General features: G+C 45.4%; 18 protein-coding genes and 1 pseudogene. 10 read left to right on the top strand and 9 right to left on the bottom strand.

Going from position 1 to position 22,040, the window contains the following annotated elements; genetic code table 11:
• Nucleotides 1-56: 56 nt before the first annotated feature.
• Nucleotides 57-260, bottom strand: coding sequence for a hypothetical protein (locus ACQEXP_RS13560; RefSeq protein ID WP_269376265.1), 204 nt, complete (start codon nt 258-260; stop codon nt 57-59).
• Between the two features lie 85 nt (nt 261-345).
• The gene (locus ACQEXP_RS13555; protein WP_426970427.1) at nt 346-1,746 is read right to left on the bottom strand and encodes a PLP-dependent aminotransferase family protein; all 1,401 of its coding nucleotides are present in this window, start codon (nt 1,744-1,746) and stop codon (nt 346-348) included.
• A 185-nt stretch (nt 1,747-1,931) separates the two neighbouring features.
• On the opposite strand from ACQEXP_RS13555, the gene ACQEXP_RS13550 reads away from it, so the two are divergent.
• The 3 genes from ACQEXP_RS13550 to ACQEXP_RS13540 all read left to right on the top strand — a co-directional run bounded on the left by ACQEXP_RS13550 (nt 1,932) and on the right by ACQEXP_RS13540 (nt 5,345).
• Entirely contained in the window at nt 1,932-2,231 is a 300-nt protein-coding gene (locus tag ACQEXP_RS13550; RefSeq protein WP_269376263.1) for a hypothetical protein, read from the top strand.
• 216 nt (nt 2,232-2,447) lie between these two features.
• A complete protein-coding gene (locus tag ACQEXP_RS13545; protein ID WP_426970425.1) occupies nt 2,448-3,938 on the top strand; it encodes an HD-GYP domain-containing protein in 1,491 nt (496 codons plus the stop codon).
• A gap of 216 nt (nt 3,939-4,154) precedes the next feature.
• Nucleotides 4,155-5,345: an amino acid aminotransferase gene (locus ACQEXP_RS13540; protein WP_269376261.1), complete on the top strand. Its 1,191-nt coding sequence runs from the start codon at nt 4,155-4,157 to the stop codon at nt 5,343-5,345.
• Nucleotides 5,346-5,406: 61 nt separating this feature from the next.
• Here the strand turns inward: ACQEXP_RS13540 and ACQEXP_RS13535 are convergent, their stop codons facing one another.
• The 3 genes from ACQEXP_RS13535 to ACQEXP_RS13525 form a co-directional block, all read right to left on the bottom strand.
• The gene (locus tag ACQEXP_RS13535; protein WP_269376260.1) at nt 5,407-6,060 is read right to left on the bottom strand and encodes an outer membrane beta-barrel protein; all 654 of its coding nucleotides are present in this window, start codon (nt 6,058-6,060) and stop codon (nt 5,407-5,409) included.
• 254 nt (nt 6,061-6,314) lie between these two features.
• Nucleotides 6,315-6,692, bottom strand: coding sequence for a transporter (locus ACQEXP_RS13530; RefSeq protein WP_138971174.1), 378 nt, complete (start codon nt 6,690-6,692; stop codon nt 6,315-6,317).
• Between the two features lie 215 nt (nt 6,693-6,907).
• Nucleotides 6,908-9,253: a helicase-related protein gene (locus ACQEXP_RS13525; RefSeq protein ID WP_426970526.1), complete on the bottom strand. Its 2,346-nt coding sequence runs from the start codon at nt 9,251-9,253 to the stop codon at nt 6,908-6,910.
• Between the two features lie 158 nt (nt 9,254-9,411).
• Here ACQEXP_RS13525 and ACQEXP_RS13520 point away from each other — a divergent pair, with 158 nt between their 5' ends.
• From ACQEXP_RS13520 to ACQEXP_RS13510, 3 genes are all read left to right on the top strand, one after another.
• Nucleotides 9,412-11,100, top strand: coding sequence for an NAD-dependent malic enzyme (locus ACQEXP_RS13520; RefSeq protein ID WP_269376259.1), 1,689 nt, complete (start codon nt 9,412-9,414; stop codon nt 11,098-11,100).
• Nucleotides 11,101-11,234: 134 nt separating this feature from the next.
• On the top strand, nt 11,235-11,555 hold the full coding sequence (locus ACQEXP_RS13515) for a DUF3392 domain-containing protein (RefSeq protein WP_269376258.1): 321 nt from the start codon (nt 11,235-11,237) through the stop codon (nt 11,553-11,555).
• Entirely contained in the window at nt 11,555-12,310 is a 756-nt protein-coding gene (locus ACQEXP_RS13510; protein ID WP_426970422.1) for a SanA/YdcF family protein, read from the top strand. The genes ACQEXP_RS13515 and ACQEXP_RS13510 overlap by 1 nt, the downstream gene beginning before the upstream one ends.
• On the opposite strand, the gene ACQEXP_RS13505 is transcribed toward ACQEXP_RS13510, so the two are convergent.
• Complete coding sequence (locus ACQEXP_RS13505) at nt 12,300-13,601, bottom strand: GGDEF domain-containing protein (RefSeq protein WP_269376256.1); 1,302 nt, start codon at nt 13,599-13,601, stop codon at nt 12,300-12,302. The genes ACQEXP_RS13510 and ACQEXP_RS13505 overlap by 11 nt on opposite strands.
• 262 nt (nt 13,602-13,863) lie before the next feature.
• Between ACQEXP_RS13505 and ACQEXP_RS13500 the strand changes: the two genes are divergently transcribed.
• A complete protein-coding gene (locus ACQEXP_RS13500) occupies nt 13,864-14,688 on the top strand; it encodes a DUF2797 domain-containing protein (RefSeq protein ID WP_426970420.1) in 825 nt (274 codons plus the stop codon).
• Nucleotides 14,689-14,731: 43 nt separating this feature from the next.
• On the opposite strand, the gene ACQEXP_RS13495 is transcribed toward ACQEXP_RS13500, so the two are convergent.
• Together ACQEXP_RS13495 and ACQEXP_RS13490 are read right to left on the bottom strand one after the other, a co-directional pair.
• Nucleotides 14,732-15,967 carry a cysteine desulfurase-like protein gene (locus ACQEXP_RS13495; protein WP_426970418.1) on the bottom strand — a complete coding sequence of 412 codons (1,236 nt, stop codon included), beginning with the start codon at nt 15,965-15,967 and terminating at the stop codon, nt 14,732-14,734.
• Entirely contained in the window at nt 15,951-16,607 is a 657-nt protein-coding gene (locus ACQEXP_RS13490; protein WP_269376484.1) for a 2OG-Fe dioxygenase family protein, read from the bottom strand. The genes ACQEXP_RS13495 and ACQEXP_RS13490 overlap by 17 nt, the downstream gene beginning before the upstream one ends.
• A gap of 402 nt (nt 16,608-17,009) precedes the next feature.
• On the opposite strand from ACQEXP_RS13490, the gene trxB reads away from it, so the two are divergent.
• From trxB to cydC, 3 genes are all read left to right on the top strand, one after another.
• Entirely contained in the window at nt 17,010-17,972 is a 963-nt protein-coding gene (gene trxB, locus ACQEXP_RS13485) for a thioredoxin-disulfide reductase (RefSeq protein ID WP_426970416.1), read from the top strand.
• Between the two features lie 112 nt (nt 17,973-18,084).
• The gene (gene cydD / locus ACQEXP_RS13480; protein WP_269376252.1) at nt 18,085-19,872 is read left to right on the top strand and encodes a heme ABC transporter permease/ATP-binding protein CydD; all 1,788 of its coding nucleotides are present in this window, start codon (nt 18,085-18,087) and stop codon (nt 19,870-19,872) included.
• Entirely contained in the window at nt 19,865-21,586 is a 1,722-nt protein-coding gene (gene cydC / locus ACQEXP_RS13475) for a heme ABC transporter ATP-binding protein/permease CydC (protein ID WP_269376251.1), read from the top strand. The genes cydD and cydC overlap by 8 nt, the downstream gene beginning before the upstream one ends.
• A gap of 121 nt (nt 21,587-21,707) precedes the next feature.
• Here cydC and ACQEXP_RS13470 read toward each other — a convergent pair.
• Nucleotides 21,708-22,040 (bottom strand): annotated as a pseudogene (locus ACQEXP_RS13470) (hypothetical protein); the annotation flags it as partial.

Raw genomic sequence — 22,040 nt, 5'->3', positions numbered from 1 at the left:
GTTAAGTTAGGCCCCCCATTTTGCGGGCGGCCTAAGATGTCTCTTTGGCTGTATATTCAATCGCGAGCTTTAGCGGCGTAGTAGATGCCAAACAGACACAACCCCAGCATAACAAACGGAATCGCCGCCGCGGTGTATTCTGTCCACGCCAACTGCGCAAAAGACTTGGCCAGAATAACATGCCCAAATACGAGCAGCGCCGCGCATACTACAGCGACGATAAGTAGCCGAGACTCATGCCGATAGTGTTGTTTTTCCATAACTTATCCCTTGTTTGACGATTGGGACAATTGCAACACATCTTCACTTTTTGGCAGCACTACAGTTTCAAACAAAAACACCCTATCAGTTGTTGCTCTGCTCCACTAACAGTTTGCCAAGCTGCCTTATCGCCTGCGACAACGTCTCGCTGTGCTTAAATGAAATGTTTAGGCGCATACAGTTTTGATACTGCTGTTTTGAACTGAACAACTGACCGTAACCGATAGAGATACCTGACTGACATAACTGCTGGTAAATTTTATGGGTATCAATATGCTGAGCAAACTGTAACCACACAAAATACCCACCTTTAGGTTCATAAATCACCGTATCCGCTGGGAATTCTTGCTGAATTGACGTGATGAAAGTCGCCAGTCGATGGCTGAGCTGCTTACGCAGTTTACGTAAATGGTTGTCGTAACTTTCATATTGGAGATAGTGAGCAACCCCCTGCTGAATCGGTGCGCTACCCGCTAGCGTGGAAATCATCTGTTGCTTTTGCAGCTTTTCATTGAGTGCCCTATTCACGACCCAACCTATGCGATATCCGGGACAGAGAGACTTAGAAAATGAACCACATAGCAAGACGTTATCATTGCGATCCCACAGTTTAATCGGTGAAGGTTTGTCGTCACCAAAGTAAAGCTCTGAATAGACATCGTCTTCTACGATATAGACGTGGTGCTGTTCAGCCAACTCTACGACTTTGCGCTTTTTCTCGTCACAAAGAGAGACTCCGGTTGGATTCTGAAAGTTTGCCATCAGCCAGCAAGCCTTCACATCATTCTCGACTAATGCTTTCTCCAGAGATTCAATACAAAGCCCAGTTTCGGGATCGACGACCACTTCAATCGCTTTCAGTTTTAGACGCTCAATAGCTTGGAGTGCACCATAAAAAGCTGGCGACTCAATGATTACCGTATCACCCGGTTCACACACCGCTTCGAGACTCAAGTTCAGAGCTTCCATTGCCCCGGACGTCAACACTATGTCTTGGTGCGATACATCGATCCCTTCGGTAATGTACCGCTGGGCAATCAAGCGACGCAGAGCTTCATTACCTGGAGGCATATTGTGAATAATAGCTTCAGCAGGCAACTTACGACCGGCAGCGGCTAAATGACGATTAAGATCAGCAATAGGAAACAGATTCGGTGAGGGAAACGCAGACCCTAAAGCCGTTTCTGCCTGTGTATTATTTTTTAAAAACGCATACAACTCATCGTGGTATTCAGGGCGAATCGATGCCTCTTCACGTTGGGGAGTCTCTATACCAAGGCGTGAAGTAACATAATAACCAGATTGGGGGCGAGCCTTAATCCATCCTTCAGATTCGAGGATTTGATAAGCCTGAAGAACCGTTGCAGAACTGACCGAAAAACTTTTACTCGTCGCTCTTAATGATGGAATTTTCTCTCCCGAACGCCATGTATTCGCTTCAATTTGTTGCTTGAGTTGACTTGCTAATTGTTGATAGCGATGCATATTACCCTCTTATGTGAGCGGCAAAGATACCACAGCAGCTCTATCGATGAGCTTACCCACATCTCACTAACAAAGATTCGTTTTAGCGCATTCTGTTTGTAGAGATTCATCACATTAAATATCAATAAGTCTGTTACATTTATCAGGTTAAAGTGATCCAAATAACCTTACAAGGGATGATAATAATGACAAAGTACAATTCTTCACACATTGAATACAAAGGCGAAAGCAATGGCGTTCATAGCTGGATAACACCAAGTGGTCAGCCATATTACTGGCACCCAGATTGGCTCCACATTGCTGAAGATGCGACTGGCTCACACCCTAAACAAGACCTTGAGTTACCAAAAGGAGAAGAAGCCACGCAGCAGCATGCCGTCAAAGCAATTCTATCCCATCTCAATAAATGGGCGGCTGACAAACTCAGCAAAAGCCCAGACATCGAGGCTAACGCGGTTGAGTCGCAGCTAAACCTTAAAAAGTAACTCTCTCCTTTTAACGCACCCAGATGGGTGCGTTTTACTTTCCCACCGCTCTCAGCCTTTCACTCAATCTGATGCTAAAGTTGTAAAACTGTATCAATAATCGAAACAAATCGATAATATGCTCGGTCTTTTATTGACTAGGCAAATGCATACTTTAGTCAACTTGCTGTTGTTCGACTAGTTTTAGTCACATTGATAACGTAATTAAGGCTTAACATGGTTAACTCACATTACAACGCCCCTTTAACCCTAAAGCTCTACGTGCTTGCTGCTGTCGTCTTCGGACTTTATGGTGGACGAGTCTGCCCAATGTTGGAAACACTAACCTTTGGTGAACTGTTCTTACATGTCTCTATCACTTTTGGTAGCGTCTATTTAGTGCGACATTTTCTGCTGCAAAATCACCCGATGGTTAAAGAGCAGCGATTCGCGCAACTCGATAGCACTTTAATGCTAATTGGCAGCCTTATTCTCGCTACCTTCTATAACACTTACTACGACTTCACTATCGACAGTAATTTGAAAGTTCTGTTTGGGATGACCTTGTTTGGCTTTTTCACCGGATTGTTGCTGCAACTCGATGCGAAAATCACCAGCTTAGACATGTTAAACCGAACTGAACGATTCGATTTTGAATTGAGCGGTAAGAGACAATCGATCGTCAAACAAATGATTGGCCTTATCAGCTTACTCATCTTCACTTTGACAACCATGCTGGCAATGGTCGCTGTTAAAGATATTTTCTGGCTTGAACATAACCCACAACGTGTGTTGGATGGCACAGGCAAAATCAGCGTAATTAAGGAATTTATCTATATCTCTGTGGTATTGGGTGCCTACACCATTGCCATCATGGTGCAGTGGAGTAAGTTAATGCGTCGTGTACTCAGTGCTCAGGAATGCTCATTGCTGGCGGTGACTGAAGGCAACACTTCTGCCCGCGTTCCTATCTTCGAGCATGATGAGCTTGGTTCTATGGCCTCACTGACCAACCAAATGCTTGATAGTTTAGAGTCCTCTCAAGATGAAGTGAAAACCACTCGTGATGTCGCGATTGTCAGTTTGTCAGCTTTGGCAGAATCGCGTGACAACGAAACAGGCGCACATATTCTAAGAACTCAGGAATATGTTCGAGCGCTGGCTAACCATCTGGCACAGTTTGAACACCATCAAGCGCTGTTGACCGATAACTATATTGAACTGCTTTATAAATCCGCACCGCTCCATGATGTGGGTAAAGTGGGTATCCCAGATAACATCCTGCTCAAACCCGGAAAACTGACCGATGAAGAGTTCGAGGTCATGAAGGGCCACCCAGAGATTGGCGCTAAAGCGTTATCAATGGCAGAAAAGCAACTCGGCAGTAATTCGTTTCTAAAACTGGCTAAAGAAATTTCGCTCACTCACCACGAAAAGTGGAACGGTAGCGGCTATCCAAATGGGCTTAAAGAGCAAGAAATCCCTATTTCAGGTCGATTAATGGCACTAGCGGACGTTTATGACGCACTTATCTCTGAACGTGTATACAAAAAAGCCTTCAGCCATGAAAAAGCAAAATCGATTATCCTTGAAGGAAATGGCTCTCATTTTGATCCCGAGATTGTTGAGGCTTTTCTTGCGATTGAAGACGAATTCGTTGCGATAGCAGATAAGTATCGCAGTATGGAAGCAAAGGAAAACGAACTCGAAAAACTGATGCACGCCTAATCCCCTGATAGTGGTTCTATTTTGCTAGACTTATGTCCCTTTTATCGTTTGATTAAAGGGACTTTTTATATAGAAATATATATTTGATTAGCCAATACAACAAAATCGCATTGTTTTTGAAATTTTATTTACATTGGTTGTTGTCTCACTCCGTTTTGAAAGGTATAAATAACCGAGTTACTTATATCCTCCCTTCGATAAACATGGACGATGATTATGTTTGAAAAAGTAGTTGCTGCTCCCGCAGACCCTATTCTTGGCCTTACTGAAGAATTTAAAAAAGATCCCCGTGCTGAAAAGATTAACCTTGGCGTTGGTATCTACAAGACTGAACAAGGTGAAACCCCTGTTCTTGCAACTGTTAAGAAAGCGGAAAAAGCGCTTGTCGAGACAGAGAAAACCAAATCGTACTTAACTATCGAAGGCACGGCTGAGTACGCACTGGCAGTTCAAAAACTTCTTTTCGGTGCTGATTCTGCGATTGTTGCTAACAAACTGGCAAAAACGGCGCAAGCACCAGGTGGTACAGGTGCACTTCGCGTTGCAGGTGAGTTTATTAAACGCCAACTAGACGGCGCTAAAATCTGGATCAGTAACCCAACTTGGGCGAACCACAACGGTGTATTCACTGCTGCTGGTCTTGAAACAGCTCAATACAGCTACTACAACGCAGAAACGAAAGACAAAGACTTTGCAGCAATGCTAGCCGACCTAGAAAAAGCGGCTGAAGGCGATGTTGTTCTACTGCACGGCTGCTGTCACAACCCAACGGGTATCGATCCAACGGAAGCAGAGTGGGAAGAACTGGCGAAATTGGTTGCGGATAAAAAGCTTCTACCTCTGTTCGACTTCGCTTACCAAGGTTTTGCAAAAGGCGTAGAAGAAGACGCTCAAGGCCTACGTATTTTTGCTCAGTACAACCAAGAGATTCTGGTTGCTAGCTCGTTCTCTAAAAACTTTGGTCTGTACAACGAGCGTGTCGGTGCATTCACAATCGTAGCGGCATCTGAAGAAGTCGCGACAACAGCATTCTCACAAGTTAAAGCGATTATCCGCTCTATCTACTCAAACCCACCAGCACACGGCAGTGCGGTTGTTACTCACATTCTGAACAACCCAGAACTTCGTGCGGAATGGGAGCAAGAAGTGAAAGAGATGCGTGACCGTATTCAACAAATGCGTGAACTATTCGTTGCAACACTCAAAGAGCAAGGTGTGGATGCAGACTTTAGCTTTATCGAACGTCAAAACGGCATGTTCTCCTTCTCTGGCTTGAGCAAAGAGCAAGTTGACCGCCTAAAAGATGAGTTCGCTATCTACATCGTAGGTTCTGGCCGCATCAGTGTTGCAGGTATGACTCGTTCAAACATGTTACCTCTTTGTAAAGGTATCGCTGCGGTTCTTTAATCGCTGTCAAACAACTAAAAAAGCCAGCATATCGCTGGCTTTTTTATTGATGGTTAAACCGTTAGAACAAGAAACGCAAAGAGATCCCGCCCTCGTTCGTCGTCGCGCTACCGCTGATCTTAACGGTTTCGAAATCACCACTGCGGTGAGTATAAAATCCACCTAAGGTAATTCGCGGTGAAATACGATAATCCGCTCGCAGTTGATAAATCTCTTCTTCAAGGAAGTCGGTGTAATTGAACTCAGCCCCTGCGGCCAATTCCCAATCATCAGTCAGTGCATACTTCAACTCAACTCCAGCACCTAATACCAAATCACTATCGCTAAACAACTTAGCATTGGTGGAATCTTGCGATTGCTTTGCCCACAAATAACCGATTTTAGCTTTAGCAACTAAGTCTAACTTGTCGAGAACTGGGTAGCGATAAGCGACACCCGGTAATAGAGTGTATAACTCCGTAGTAAAATCTTCTGGGTGAATAAAACGTGCCGTGTAGTCTAGGGTGAACAGAATGTTCTCCGTCCATAAATAATTCCCGCCTACGGCTAAAGCAGTGACGTTATTGTTGACGCCTAGATTTTCATTCAAAGAACCGGCACTAAGATCAGCATACGCATAGTCGTAGTTAATCTGATTCGTGCTGTCATTTGCTGATACATGTGCCGATGTGGCAAGCAGCAAAGGAGCGAGTATCCAACTGTACTTTACTTCCATTACGACCTCTTTAAGTCCATTTACAACTCACATTCAATCGTTCAGGGAGACCGAATCGCTAAGTCTAAGGTCTGCACTGACTGAACAAAAATGGAGATATTGGGCGATTGCCTTACAATGGTTGTTGGCAAATATTGTAAGTAAAATATAGAACAGTTCACTGGCAAGTTACTGAATGAATTGTGAGAATTATGATCCGTCACGCGCATTATTGAGCAGATAGTAAAAAAGATCTCATGTGAGATCTTTTTTGTTTAAAACTTAACCATTAATTCATCTTGTGACAAACTGACGATTTCAGCGTGAGACTTAACGCGTAGCCGTTCGATTTGTTCATTATCGAGCTCATATGGCATAACGAGCTTGAGTTCTTCGACTCCCTCAAGTTTAGCCAGTTTGAGCAAAGTGATAATATTTGACTCGTCACTGCGGTTAGCAGACAGCGACTTCATGGCTTGATCCCACAAGCGATCTTCGACCGATAACGTCTCTTTAATCGTATCCTTCCACGCTAGGCTGAATATCGGAGCAAACGTGCTCATCGCTTCGAGAAAGGTCCATTTTTTACTGCACGAAGCACCGAGAAAAGAGGTATAGTCGAATACAACACTTGTCTTGCCCAGATGTTCCATATCATCCCCCGTAATATCGGCAACACAGTGTACTAAATATCCTAGATCGCTCCTTATATAGCAATAGGATATAAAACAATAGTCTTTTATGCCCTAAATTTGTTTGAAAAAGCTATATAAAAACCAATACGGTAACAAAATGTGTACAATCCAGAGATATAAGGGACCGGTTGCTTAATATTTCGGATACCAAATAATATCCTGTGGTTTCAGCACTATTTGACGTCCACTATCTTACTCGCCTTTTTGTACTGGATTCTCCAGCCCTTCCATTTCGGCAGTTCCCAACGCTTTGGATACCCTTTGCGTAGCCCATCACGGTAAATCACGTAAACCAGCTTTTTGTCGACCAGATATTCAACATCTAGGTTTAAATCACCCAACGACAACTCAAACGGATAGGCATCAGCGAAATCCTGATATTCCCAGTAAGGAATGCCTTCAAAGACAAAATCCTCCGCAGTAAATAACTCCAACTCAGAAATGTCAGAAAGCTCTAGTAGAGTCAGTTGCTCAGTAAACCAGTGGTCGAAGTCCAGCGCACTTATATCCACCTTTTGCTCCGATAAGCCGAGCGAAACATACAATTTCCAATGTTCTATCTCTTTGTGCCGCTGTTTTGCCAAACCTACCAAGTATTGGTCACTTTTCACGGCTTGCAACATTGGCTTAATGGCAAACTCTCCCGTCGCAGGCTCATAGCGGGTTGCGATCACTCGCCCTGCATAGACAAGTTGCATCTCAATCATTGGTGCGTCGCTTAGCTCGGTGACTTCTCCTTGCTGCCAATCTCCTAAATCCATCGATTCCAGAGTCTTTAACGCTATCGGCATAGTAAAGGTCGCTAAATTGAGCGTCTGTTTTACCCCTCTTCCCGGCAAGCTGTGGGTATCCAGCACCAACGCGGCTTGGTGTTTATCTTGAAAACGGCTTTCTCGTCCAAGAATCACTTCCATTGAGCCATTTCCTAGCGCTTCTGTTCTTTTCATTCGACGCACAAACACCAACTCGGGATGCAATCGCGCAATCGCTTCGACCAAATCCTGATGAGAATAGCGTGATGCGACGTCAAGTTGCGGTAATTCAAATGCAGCTCGCATCTGCTCTGACAACATAACCGCCTCTTTGATTACATCTTGATCAACCTTAATGGCTGGGTAGCGATTGCCTCTCAGCAAACCAATCGCCAGCTGAGCATCACACCCTAGAGGCTCTTGTTGAAGAAGTTGCTCAAGTTGTTCTTCATCGTTTGATAAACGGTATAACGTCGCGGGGGTAGCGACGACTGAAGTCAAGTCAACCATCGCTTCTTGCAAGGCTCTAGTCGGCATGCGGGTAACAAGATCTGCGTACAAAGCATCAATAGGAAGAGGATAGATACGTTGGCCGTGATCAGTCGCCAGACCTTGGCTGTCTATCGCTCCCATTTGTTCTAGGGTTGAGTGTGCCTGCGCAACGGACTTCTCGGGTAGAGGTTCAATAAATGTCAGTGCCGTTAATGCTCGACCACAACTTGCGGAGGCCAGCATAGCTTCGGTCAAAGATTCTCGATGCATTTCTGGTGGCGTCACTTCTGCTAATGCGGCATGTTCACCATATAAGCGAATACAGAGACCATCCATAACACGACCTGCTCGACCACTACGCTGTTTGGCACTCGCTTTAGAAATGTGTTTTAAGCTTAATGCGGTACGACCATTACGCTGTTCGGTTCGTCTTTCCAGACCCGAGTCTATCACCGCAGCAATGTTTGGAATGGTCAGAGACGTTTCGGCCACATTGGTCGCCAGTACGACCTTTTTGTAAGACTGAGGATTGAGTGCGAGATCTCTTTGCTGGTCAGTCACCGAAGCGTGCAAAGGGAGCGCAACAACCCCTTCAATGGAGGATAACTTACTTTGACATTGAGTAATCTCTTTACGACCGGGTAAAAAAACCAGAATGTCCCCATCCACATCCAGAAGTGCCATCACTTCTTGTTTGACTCTTTCATCCAATTGACGAGCGTCAGGCAACTGGCGAGAGTCGCCAGCACGATGACCGATGGCAACATCAAAGTTACGACCTTTCGCTTGCAGTCGCTTTGCTCCGACATAACGCGCCAGTTTTTCGCCTTCAATAGTCGCTGACGTGATCACTAAACGATGACGTTGTGCCTCTCTGAGTAGAGCAACCAGTAAATCGGTATCCCATCGCCGCTCATGAAATTCATCGACAATAATAGTGGTAAAGCCTGCCAGTTGATTCTCACTATACCAACGCAGTGCGACACCTGGAGTAACAAATACAATTTGAGTCTCGTCGTCACAACGCGTCTCCAACTTGATCGCGTATCCTACAGACTGACCAATCGGCTGTTGCTTTTGTTCAGCAAGAAACTGAGCTAACGAGGTACAGGCAATTCTACGTGGTTCAATCACCAATACTCGTCCATTTTCAGCCGCCCACAAGGGCAAACGAGTCGATTTTCCTGAGCCAGTTTCAGCCTCTACAATCAGATGATGTGCCGATATCTCTTCTAAGAATTCGGATTTAAGGGTATCTATCGGTAAGCTGAACATACTTCGCTGAACATTTGGCATTAAAACCCAAAATTATATACGCAAACTTTACCAGAATGCAGGAATATTCAGTTTACAATAAGACAACGAATCCCTATCATTTTTAGGTTCCGAGTTCCAAAGGTCTAGAGACCCCTCCACCCTACTTAAGGCAAGTGATGAATAACGATAAACGCCCTTTATACATTCCTTATGCTGGCCCTGCTCTGCTTAGTACACCGTTGCTAAACAAAGGCAGTGCTTTTAGCGCACAGGAAAGAAGATCTTTTAACCTTGAAGGTTTATTGCCTGAAAATACTGAAACGATTCAAGAACAAGTAGAGCGTGCGTATCAACAATATTGCAGCTTTGAAAGCGATATGGATAAGCACATCTACCTGCGTAACATTCAAGACACGAACGAAACTCTTTTCTACCGACTGGTTCAAAATCACATTACAGAGATGATGCCGATCATCTACACACCAACCGTTGGTGCTGCGTGTGAAAACTTCTCAAATATCTATCGCCGTGGACGTGGTCTGTTTGTGTCTTACGCAAACCGCGATCGCATTGACGACATCCTTAACAACGCTTCTAACCACAATGTTAAGGTTATCGTTGTGACTGATGGAGAACGTATTCTTGGTCTAGGTGACCAAGGTATCGGTGGTATGGGGATTCCAATTGGTAAGCTGGCTCTATATACCGCGTGTGGTGGTATCAGCCCTGCTTACACGCTTCCAATCGTACTCGATGTGGGCACTAACAACCCGCAAAGACTTGCCGATCCAATGTACATGGGCTGGCGTCATCCTCGTATTACTGGGGCTGAATATGATGCATTTGTTGAAGAGTTCATGCAAGCCGTCCAACGCCGTTGGCCAGAAGCACTAATCCAGTTTGAAGACTTCGCACAAAAAAATGCCATGCCGCTTTTGGAGCGCTACAAAAATCGCGTTTGCTGCTTCAATGACGATATTCAAGGCACCGCAGCGGTTACTGTCGGTTCGCTACTGGCAGCTTGTAAAGCGGCGGGAAGTCAGCTTTCAGAACAGCGCATTACCTTCTTAGGTGCGGGTTCAGCAGGTTGTGGTATCGCTGAAGCTATCATCGCGCAGATGGTTTCTGAAGGGATCAGCGACGAGCAAGCTCGTTCACAAGTATTTATGGTCGACCGTTGGGGTCTGCTACAAGAAGGCATGCCAAATCTACTCGACTTCCAGCAACGTCTTGTTCAAAAGCACGTCAACACGGCTGATTGGCAAACTGACAGCAACGGATATTCTTTGTTGGACGTTATGCGTAATGCTAAGCCAACAGTTCTTGTTGGTGTTTCAGGTGCGCCTGGTCTATTTAGTGAAGAAGTGATTAAAGAGATGCACAAACACTGTGCTCGTCCTATCGTCTTCCCACTTTCAAACCCGACAAGTCGAGTGGAAGCCACTCCTAGTGACATTATTCGCTGGACGAACGGTGAAGCGCTAGTCGCAACAGGTAGCCCATTTGATCCTGTGGTTCATGAAGGTAAAACTTACCCGATTGCTCAGTGTAACAATAGCTACATCTTCCCTGGTATCGGTTTAGGTGTGTTAGCGGTACAAGCTAAGCGTGTCACTGATGAGATGCTTATGGAATCAAGCCGTGCGCTTGCGACCTGTTCACCTCTCGCGATTAACGGCCAAGGTGCACTTTTACCACCTCTTGAAGCGATTCACTCGGTATCGAAGAAGATTGCTTTTGCGGTGGCAAAGAAAGCCATCGAGCAAGGCGTTGCATTAGAGATCCCAGACGAAGCACTAGAAGAAGCGATCGACGCCTCTTTCTGGCAGCCCGTTTACCGTCGCTACAAACGCACTGCGTTCTAAACGAATTTAAAAGCCCAGCTACGCTGGGTTTTTTTATTCCTGCCACAAAAGTGAACTCTCAGCTCAACCACGCTGGACATCCTCACATTACTTCGTGCTATTCTCGCTAAATCACTATTATCTAACGTACTTAAATGGAATACTTGAATATGTTTGGGGGGTACCTTAGCCCCTACCTCAGCGAAATTTCAACGGCGCTCATCGCCTGTACTTTGGTTATGGCAGGTGGCGAGATTAATGCACTGTTGAGACGTCTATTAAGAAACTACAACTTCGCGCTGAGAACGGTCGCTTTTGTCTTGATTAACGCATTTGGTTACGGCTTAATCATTGTTAAGGCAACCCCTTACCTCTCTCGGACATTACGTGGGCTCGATGCTGGCATCATGTTTACCATCGTTTTGTTTTGCTTCACAATTATTGGTCTATGGGCGCAAAGGAACCGACAAATTTAGTGCGTAAACTCTTCCATCGTGACAAGCCAGCTAAAACTTGGTTAAGTCGAATTCTCAAACTCATCGCTTGGCTTCCGGTCGTTTTTGTCGCCGTGTCTGCGGCGCTGTTTGTGGTCGACCGATGGGTGTCATATCAGGCGAGACACCAAGTCTTTACTCAACCACAGCAAATCGAACAGTTTGATGTCGCGGTGGTTCTAGGCACCAGCAAGTATTTGGGTAAGGTGCTTAATGAGTATTACACCAACCGTATCAACGCGGCGATTGAGTTGTATCAACAAGGAAAAGTTAGCCACTTTTTACTAAGTGGTGACAATGCGCATCGCTCATACAATGAACCATGGACGATGAAACGCGATTTGCTCAGAGCGGGCATCCCTGAGGATCGGATCTTTTTAGATTATGCCGGTTTTCGAACACTAGACTCAGTAGTGCGCGCCAAAGAGATTTTTGACACGGATAATTTTCTGATTATCTCGCAGAAGTTCCACTGTGAACGCGCCTTGTTTATCGCTAACTCTCACGATATTAATGCGAAATGTTTTGCTGTCGCTGGGCCGTCTCGACATTCGGGATTTCAGGTGCGAGTGCGAGAAGTCTTTGCCCGAACAAAAGCATTTTTGGACATCTACATCATTCACGCTCAACCTAAATTTTTAGGCCCTAAAGAGCCGATTATAAAATCGACTCAAGCAGACCTAGATGAGAACGAAATGATCGATGGACAGGATACAAACCAACAGCTTACTGATTAAAAACCACCTTGTTTCGACCTTGTCGTTTCGCCATATAAAGGGCTTCATCGGCTCGCGTTAACATTTCATTTGGTCGTTCATCACCAAGCGAAGCGACGCCAATACTGGCGGTCAAGGGATCGCCATGCACCCAAAGATGCGACTCGACTCTATGGCGTATCTTCTCAGCCAATTCAGTGGCCTCTTTTGAACAAAGCCCTGGGCAAAAAACCACAAATTCTTCCCCGCCCCAACGCACTAACCTTTCACTTGCGCTCAATGCGCTAAGAACGACCATGGTGAACTCTCTTAATATATCGTCGCCCATTGCGTGTCCGTACTTATCATTCACCGCTTTGAAGTGGTCTATATCCAAATAAAGCGCAGAAAGGCGTTTTCCATCGACACGATTCTTTACATAGTTGCTTTCTAACCAGTCACGAATCGAATGTCTATTCATTGCTCCAGTCAGAGCATCACGGTTAGCTAACTCAGCAAAGTGAACATTCTGCTCCTTTAGGTGGCGGTTTAACTTGCGAAGGTGCTCTTGGCGATACTGGGATTGCTGGATGATCTGGCGGCCACGTTTGATTTCAAGCATGCTATAAACCAATGCCAGCGCAACCCAAAAGACCAGCAATCCAAGCAACAATTCTTCGCCAGCAATGTAGTTACCGACAAACTCAATACTATTAACCTGTAGCCTGTAATCACCTTGAGAGTGTCCAGAGCCAGTAGCAAACTCCACTTTGACCACATTTGAGAATTCAGGAGCTGAATGCGCGATTGGAATTTGATTGTCACTCAACCACCACGTTAAAACCTGTAAGTTGGCAATTGGAATCTCTATCGGGCCGCCCTTGATTCCTGGAGTGTATTCCAGCCCGTTGTATTTGAATGAATACTCATTGTCTGCTGTCGAATAAGCGGGATTGTAGTTTCTGAGGTAGATCCGTAGCGATGGGGACTTGTCAGCATCAAGTTGCTCGAAATCAACATCAAGTTTTATGGTATGGAAGCCTTCTAAGTCCATACCACTGGCTATGGAGTCACCAACGGTAATCGATATGCCACAATAGGGCCAAGGATATAAATCGCCTTTTTCCAAATGGCACTCTAGCAAGGCTTTCTCATTCTCAATGTTGAGTGAAGAGGTCGATACCCCACCCTGTAGCTGGTCGTTGGTTGCAGCGAAGGTAAACTGTGCGGGAGTTATCTTAACGACGCGCCCATCACCATGCATCCAAAATAATTGAACGACAAGTAAGGTTATAGCAACCAAGGTGAAGATAGCTTTATGTATTACTTTCAATAGAACAATCCGTTTTGGCAGTTAACTCGACCCATTAAATGACACAACACTCAATTAATAATAAGATCTTGCTTCCATTTTACCTCATTTTAAATGTCACTTAGCGGCAAAATATTAGATATGCCTCTTAAAGTGATCGCGTCACAGCCCCAATTTCTAAACATCGTCCGACGTTTGAACCGAAGTCATTTGGCTAAAAAAGTGTTACACTCAAACGCTAAAAACAACGAGGATTCAACCTCGAATAATGAAGAGCACTGTCATGTCTTTAATCGCCAAAGGTACGCTGAGTAAAATGCGTGCCTCTCTAGAAAATACCGTTAGTTATCGACTGCCTGTCGGCGAAGAGCTCGTCGACTTAACGCCTTTTATCGGCCAAACACTGACCCTGACGCACACAGGAAACATCTTCTGCTGTTCTTGCGGTAAGAAGACCAAGAAGAGCTACTCACAAGGTCACTGCTTTGTATGTATGAAGAAACTCGCAAGCTGCGATATGTGCATCATGAAGCCAGAAACCTGCCACTACGACCAAGGCACATGTCGTGAACCTCAGTGGGGTGAAGAGAACTGTATGGTCGACCACTATGTTTACTTGTCAAACACATCAAGTCTGAAAGTCGGTATTACGCGCCATACTCAAATTCCAACTCGTTGGATTGACCAAGGTGCGACTCAGGGCCTACCTATCTTTAAAGTGAAAACACGCCATATTTCGGGACTGATCGAGGTAGAGTTGGCGAAGCACATCGCCGATAAAACCAACTGGCGAACTCTGCTAAAGGGTGATGGCGAACCTATGGCCCTAGAGCAACGTTTTTTAGAGCTGTTGCCTCTGGCCGAGGATAAGATTACTGAGATAAAACAACAGTTTGGTGACGACGCTATTGAAGTGCTTAGCAGTGATATCACCACTATTAGCTATCCAGTGGAGAAACACCCCAGCAAGATAACTTCGCATAACTTTGATAAAAACCCCGAAGTCAGCGGCGTTTTACAAGGGATCAAAGGCCAATATATGATTTTCGATACTGGCGTGATTAACATTCGTAAATTCACCTCATACGAAGTTGAAGTTACGGCTTAAACAGAAAAGACCTCCAACCGGAGGTCTTTTTAATTTGGGTCGATTAGTGCGTAAGAATTGCTTTCAGTTCATCAAACAGAATGTCTACTTCTTCTAATGTGTTGTAGTGCATAAAGCCAATTCGTACTACCCCACCTGTCGACTCGAGACCTAACTGCCTAACTAATCCGAGTGCGTAGAAATGCCCATTCCAGACACAAATGTTACGCTCACCAAGCTTCTTCGCTACCTCTTCAGGCGTATGTTGATCGAAGGTCAACGCGAAAGTCGGTGTTCTCTTTTGGCTATCTGCCTCATTGCGCCCTAGCAAGGTGACGCCATCTAATTCTGACAACCTAGCCAGAACCCGTTCGTTGATAGCAGACTCGTGTTGATTGTACTGCTTGTAGGAGTCAATCAAGCGATTTCTCAGCGAGTCGCCGTCCTTACCCCATTGGGCTAGGTATCTCACCGCCGCAACCACTCCGGCTAGACCTTCAAAACTTTGCGTACCTGTCTCAAAACGACCTGGACCCACATTCGTTGCTGGTTCAACTTTGTATGGTTTCAACGTATGTAGCCATTTAGGCGCGACATAGGCAATCCCAACGTGCGGCCCAAAAAACTTGTACGCTGAGCAAGCAAGAAAATCACAACCAAGTTGTTGGACATCAACCAAATGATGGGGTGCATAATGTACCGCATCAACATAGACCATCGCATCCACAGCATGTGCCGCTTCAATGACACGCTGCATATCGACGATTGAACCCGTCGTATTTGACGCGAAAGTTAAAGCTACCAAGGTCGTCTTATCATTAATAAGAGAGATAAGATGATCGATATCTAGGCTACCGTCCGACTCTTCAACACGAGCTTGTCGAACAACAACCCCTTTGTCTTCTGCTGCTTGCTGCCAGCTGGATACATTCGAGTAATGATCTAATGCGGTAACAACCACTTCATCCCCGGCCTTCCAATCGCGGCTTATAGCACGACTCAATTGGAACGTGAGTGACGTCATATTGGCACCAAAGACAATATTATCGCTCGATTCAGCATTGACCAAAGCCTGAGCATGCTCGCGAGCTTGCTTCATTAAGTCGGTAGTATTGCGGCTAGAGAAATAGTGTCCACCCAAGTTGGAATTGAAGAATCCAAGATAAGCAGTCATCGCATCCAGTACTGATTGAGGTACTTGAGAGCCACCTGGGCCATCAAGAAATAGTACTGGTAAGTCATTATGAGTTTGATTAAGAGCGCTAAACTGCGCTCTTACTAAATTAGGAGTGAAGCTCATTCACTGCATCCTTCGCGGTTAGAACAAATACATCCATATAGCCTTCTTGGCCTTCGATTACGGAGCGGATTGGCTGAGCGTTATGCCATAACTTGTCGTCAGCGAGCATTGCTACTTCACCACTTTGTAAAACCTTGCGGAAAAATGGCGCTTCATTGAAGCTGTTGTAAAGCATGATATCGCCACCTTCGATATTGTGACGCCCCATGCCAATAAGCGCGATATGCTCAAATCCATCTTGGTGAACACCTTCAGGAGCGACTTGTGTCTCATCGTAAATAGCTGAAATACGGATCTGATGAATTTCAATCTCATGCCCGTTAGTCAGATTGTTTGAAGAGACAAAGAGCTGACACATCTCGCGCATACCATCACTGTTTAGAGTGCTCTCTTCAATAGGTTCAAACTGTCTGACAACGTTGCCTTGGAAACGGTTGATGTCGTCCGTTTGCATAAATTCATTTTTGCCCAAATCGACTACTTCGCCATCTCTAAAAGAGACAACGGAATAACGTCTTAAGCGGAATTTACCATCGGCATGTTCTGTGTGCGGAAGCTGAGTAAACGATGGTGCAAGCTGAGCAATCGCCGTATCGCTAAGTTTGGTGAGTTGAAGGGTAGTTTCACGCTGATGTAACATCATCATCTCCTTAATGAATGTACATACCTATAATATGATTAACATCTTGTTCACATTTATTATTTGCGCACTTGTATTGTGAGATCAACTTTTTTTAGCATTTCAATCCAACATAAATGCATATAAAGAACTTTAGTCCATAAAAGTTAAAAATATTAGATAATCAAACCAGATTTAAAAAGCAAGAATTGAAAATATTAGACGACTTCACTATCACACTAGGAATACCTTTTAAACTTCAACAGGTTATATCAACCACTCGCCACACAAAATGTAACGATTGCGTTCTAACCTATAACCAATTATTCCTGTTTTCACGCTTGCTAACTCTTTCAAAGACCCCATATATTCCATACAATCGAGACAAACTACATAGAAAGCGTCACCGCTAATGGAGCACAAATGAGCGACGTCAAACATAGCAATCTTCTTATTCTTGGCTCTGGTCCTGCTGGCTACACTGCAGCCGTTTATGCTGCGCGTGCAAACCTAAAACCAGTTTTGATTACCGGCATGCAGCAAGGTGGTCAGTTAACCACAACCACTGAGGTAGAAAACTGGCCTGGTGATCCTGAGGGGCTGACTGGGCCAAACCTTATGGAACGCATGAAAGAACACGCAGAGCGTTTTGAAACCGAGATTTTGTTTGACCACATTAATCAAGTTGATCTCAGCCAACGCCCTTTCCGTCTTATCGGCGACAACGGTGAATACACTTGTGACGCTCTGATCATTTCCACCGGTGCTTCGGCTAAATATCTTGGCCTAGAGTCAGAAGAAGCATTTAAAGGACGTGGGGTTTCCGCTTGTGCGACCTGCGATGGGTTCTTCTATCGCAACCAGAAAGTGGCAGTGGTTGGTGGTGGTAACACCGCTGTTGAAGAAGCGCTCTACCTATCAAATATCGCTTCAGCGGTTCACCTGATTCATCGCCGTGATACTTTCAGAGCAGAAAAGATTCTGATCAATCGTCTGATGGATAAAGTCGCAAACGGCAACATCGTTTTACACACTGATCGAACTCTAGAAGAAGTGGTTGGTGATGACATGGGCGTAACGGGTGTACGTATCAAAGATACTCAGTCAGAGTCTGTTGAGCAGATCGACGTAATGGGTGCCTTCATTGCGATCGGCCACCAGCCAAACACAGCCATTTTTGAAGGCCAACTTGAGATGAAAGACGGCTATATTGTTGTTCAGTCTGGTTTGGAAGGCAATGCAACACAAACCAGCATTGCCGGCGTTTTTGCCGCTGGAGATGTAATGGATCACAACTATCGTCAAGCCATCACCTCTGCGGGTACGGGTTGTATGGCCGCTCTTGATGCAGAACGCTATTTGGATGCGTTGGCAGATAGTAAATAATATTTTTCACTTTTGGCTCAAATCCTTAAAGCCCTGCGGTGTTACCGCGGGGCTTTCTTTTGTATAATGCGCAGTTCTAATTGCTAATAATAATTCTCATTAAGCCTTCACAATGGATAAAAAGAAACAACGCAGCTTGAATCAATGGCTCAAGCAGCAAAGTAAGCTCGCCAAACGCTGGCTTATGGTCGCTGTGGGTCTTGGCGTTCTTTCAAGCATTTTTCTATTGGCTCAAGCCGCCCTGCTTGCAACCATACTGCATCAGTTGATTATCGAGCATGTCGATAAGTACACGTTAGTGCCTCACTTTTTCGGTCTCGCCGCTATCGTAGCCATACGTGCCCTCTGCTCATGGGGACGTGAGATTGCGGGATACCGTTGTGGTGAACAAATTCGTATCTATATTCGCCAACTCATCTTAGACAAATTACGCGAGCTGGGGCCAGCTTATATCAAAGGTAAACCAGCGGGCGCATGGGCAACGCTACTCTTAGAACAAGTAGAAGATATGCATGACTTCTTTGCGCGCTATTTACCGCAGATGTCGTTGTCAGTCTTGATTCCGTTCGTCATTTTGATCGTCGTCTTCCCCGTTAACTGGGCTGCCGGACTCATTTTTCTAATTACCGCACCGCTAGTACCATTGTTTATGGCTTTGGTCGGTATGAAAGCCGCTGACGCAAACCGTAAAAACTTTAAAGCATTGCAACGTTTATCTGGGCACTTTTACGACCGTCTTCAATCAATGACGACCATCCGTTTATTTGATAGAACTAAGGCAGAAACAGAAGTGATGCGCGGTGCGTCAGAAGTGTTTCGTACCCGAACCATGGACGTACTCAGAATTGCCTTTCTCTCATCTGCTGTGCTTGAGTTTTTCACCTCGATCTCAATCGCACTGACAGCCGTTTACTTTGGCTTCGCCTTTATCGGTGAGTTGAACTTTGGCGATTACGGCACGGGTGTCACTCTGTTTGCTGGACTATTTATTCTGATCCTCGCACCTGAGTTTTATCAGCCTCTTCGTGATCTAGGCACTTTCTACCACGCTAAACAGCAAGCAGTAGGCGCTGCAGAGAGCATTGTTGAATTTATTGAAACTGACGTAGAGACTGTCCGTTCTGGTAGTCAGACGCTCTGTGAAAATGACGCTATCACTATTCGCGCAACAGATCTTGAAGTCTTCTCTCCTGAAGGGACGAAACTATTAGGTCCTGTCAGCTTTGAACTCACGGCATGTCAAACGACGGCGTTAGTTGGGCCTAGCGGTGCAGGTAAAACGTCGCTAATCAACGCTATCTTAGGCTTCTTGCCTTACAGTGGTTCGTTGACCATCAATAACATTGAACGTACCGAGATTGATCTCGCTAACTGGCGTCAAAACATCAGTTGGGTCGGACAAAACCCACTATTATTGCACGGTACCATTCGTGACAACATCACGTTGGGCAAATCCAATGTCAGTGAAGAAAGCGTTCAGAGTGCACTGGAAGAGTCCTTCTCGGCTGAATTTGTTAACCAACACGGTTTAGATTATGCGGTTTCCGATCGTTCAGGCGGCTTGTCAGTCGGTCAGGCTCAACGCCTAGCACTTGCACGTGCCATGATTCAAAACGGTCAGTTTTGGTTACTTGATGAGCCTACAGCGAGCTTAGATGCAAGAAGTGAACGTTTAGTCATGCAAGGTTTACAAAACCAAATAGAAAACAAAACAGCTCTAATGGTGACACATCAACTGACGCCACTTCAGAATGTAGAACAAATCCTTGTGATGCGTGATGGTCTAATTGTTCAAAGCGGTAGCTTTGCTCAGTTGGCTCAAGAACAAGGGCTTTTCCAAGAAATGCTAAGTGCTAATCAGGCACTTAACCAAGCGAATAAGGGGAATCTAGATGCGTGAACTCCTTCCCTACCTAAAACTGTATAAGAAGCATTGGTTCGGTCTATCACTTGGGATGTTGCTTGCGTTCCTAACGCTTGCTGCTTCTATCGGCTTATTGACCTTGTCTGGTTGGTTTTTATCCGCCGCCGCAATCGCGGGATTAACGATTGCACGCGAGACCTTCAACTACATGTTGCCGGGCGCCTTCGTTCGTGGTTTTGCTATGGGCAGAACCGCAGGACGCTGGGGTGAACGTGTAGTGAGTCACAACGCGACCTTTAAGCTCCTGACCGACTTACGTATTTTCTTCTTTTCCAAACTTGCTCCACTCATTCCGGGCCGCGTATCAAACCTACGTGACGCTGACCTACTTAACCGTTTGGTTGCCGACATCGACGCAATGGACCATGTCTACCTGAGACTGGTTAGTCCAATGATTGTCGGCACGCTTGGTATATTGGGCCTTACCGCGCTAGTAAGTTGGTTTGACGCCGAACTTGGTATGACATTAGGGGCGATTCTTTTTGCCCTACTACTTACTTGGCCGGTACTTTTTTATAAGTTGGGCAAACGTAATGGTAGCGAGCTAACGCACAATAAAGCTGCGCTTCGTATTGCGACCTTAGACTGGCTTCAAGGTTACAGTGAGCTAACCCTATTCGGTGCAGAGCAACGTTACCGTGAGGCTATCTTAAACACTCAAGAAAAGCTGTTGAAGAATCAGTTCTTTAACGCCCATTTCTCTGGCCTTGCACAGGCTCTACTGCTACTTGCTAATGGTTGGACAATTGTCTTGATGCTTTGGCTCGCTGCTGATGGCGTCGGCGGAAATACACCCGATCCAATGATCGCCTTAGTTGCCTTCGCAACAATGGCTAGTGTCGAGTTACTCATGCCTATCGCTGGCGCATTCCAGCATTTAGGTCAGACTCTTACCTCTGCTCGAAGATTGAACGACATCATTCTCTCTGAACCAGATGTCCAATTCCCTGAGCATAGCGATAGTCATAACCAAGCCTTTTCCATTGAGTATCAGAGTGTCTCATTCAGCTACCCAGATACTGAAAGCGAAGTGCTTAAAAAGATTAGCCTTAACATACCGCCCAAACATCGTATTGCTGTCGTTGGTCAGACGGGTTCGGGCAAGTCTACTCTGCTTCAATTGCTAAACCGTTATTGGGATGTACAGCAGGGTGAGATTAAAATCGCAGGAATGCCAATTCAGAAGTGGAGCGAAAGCGACCTTCGTCAGGCAATCAGTGTGGTCAGCCAGCGGGTCGACATCCTTAACGGCTCTTTACGAGATAACCTCATCATGGCTAAACCACAAGCGAATGATGATGAACTGGCACAAGCATTAACTCAGGTCGGATTAGCCAAGCTGCTCAATGATACCGGGTTAGATACTTGGCTTGGTGATGGCGGTCGTCAGTTATCGGGTGGAGAAAAACGTCGAGTGGGTATTGCTCGCGCATTACTACATAACGCCCCTATTTTACTGCTTGACGAACCAACTGAAGGTTTGGATAAGCAAACCGAGCAGCAGATCATGCAGCTCTTTGAGCAACACTTCGTTGATAAAACAGTCGTATTTATTACTCACCGCTTAGTTGATTTAGACAAGATGGACAGTATTTGTCTGATTGAACAAGGTGAAATTGTTGAACATGGTAGCCACAGGGAACTCCTCGAACAACAAGGCCGCTATTATCAACTCAGTCAAACTCTGTAGTCGCATACCCTATACCGTCAAACATCAATGTTTGACGGTATTTTCCACCAACCACAAACTCGTCAGCGAATCATTTTCTTAACTGTTCGGTGTTAGCCCATGATAGGTTTTTCCAATGGGCTTAATGCCAATTGCATCGTTTACCGGTCCACTCATGGACCTGTTCCGGCCATTTATGTCTTAGGGGGTTACACCAGAGCGAGAAAAGGGCAGGACGAAGTAGAAACAAAATTGGCAAAGCCAAGATAAAGCGAATCAATGCGACAAAATTGCTGTATCCTTGCTCTCTAGCTTTGTCTGTGTTGATGCCCGGAACACGTGGTTCTTTACTGATTTGGTACCATAGTGGCTGTTCGTCTGCCATATAACGGCGAACGTACTCCCAATAACCATACATAGGGGCGTGACTGCCCATATTGTGCAGCAGGCTGAGACATTGATGGCGTTGACCAGT

It is taken from the genome of Vibrio sp. TRT 1302 (assembly GCF_050113875.1).
Taxonomy (GTDB): domain Bacteria; phylum Pseudomonadota; class Gammaproteobacteria; order Enterobacterales; family Vibrionaceae; genus Vibrio.
Note: the sequence above shows the minus strand (reverse complement) of the source record. Positions and strands in the feature narration are given on the sequence as shown.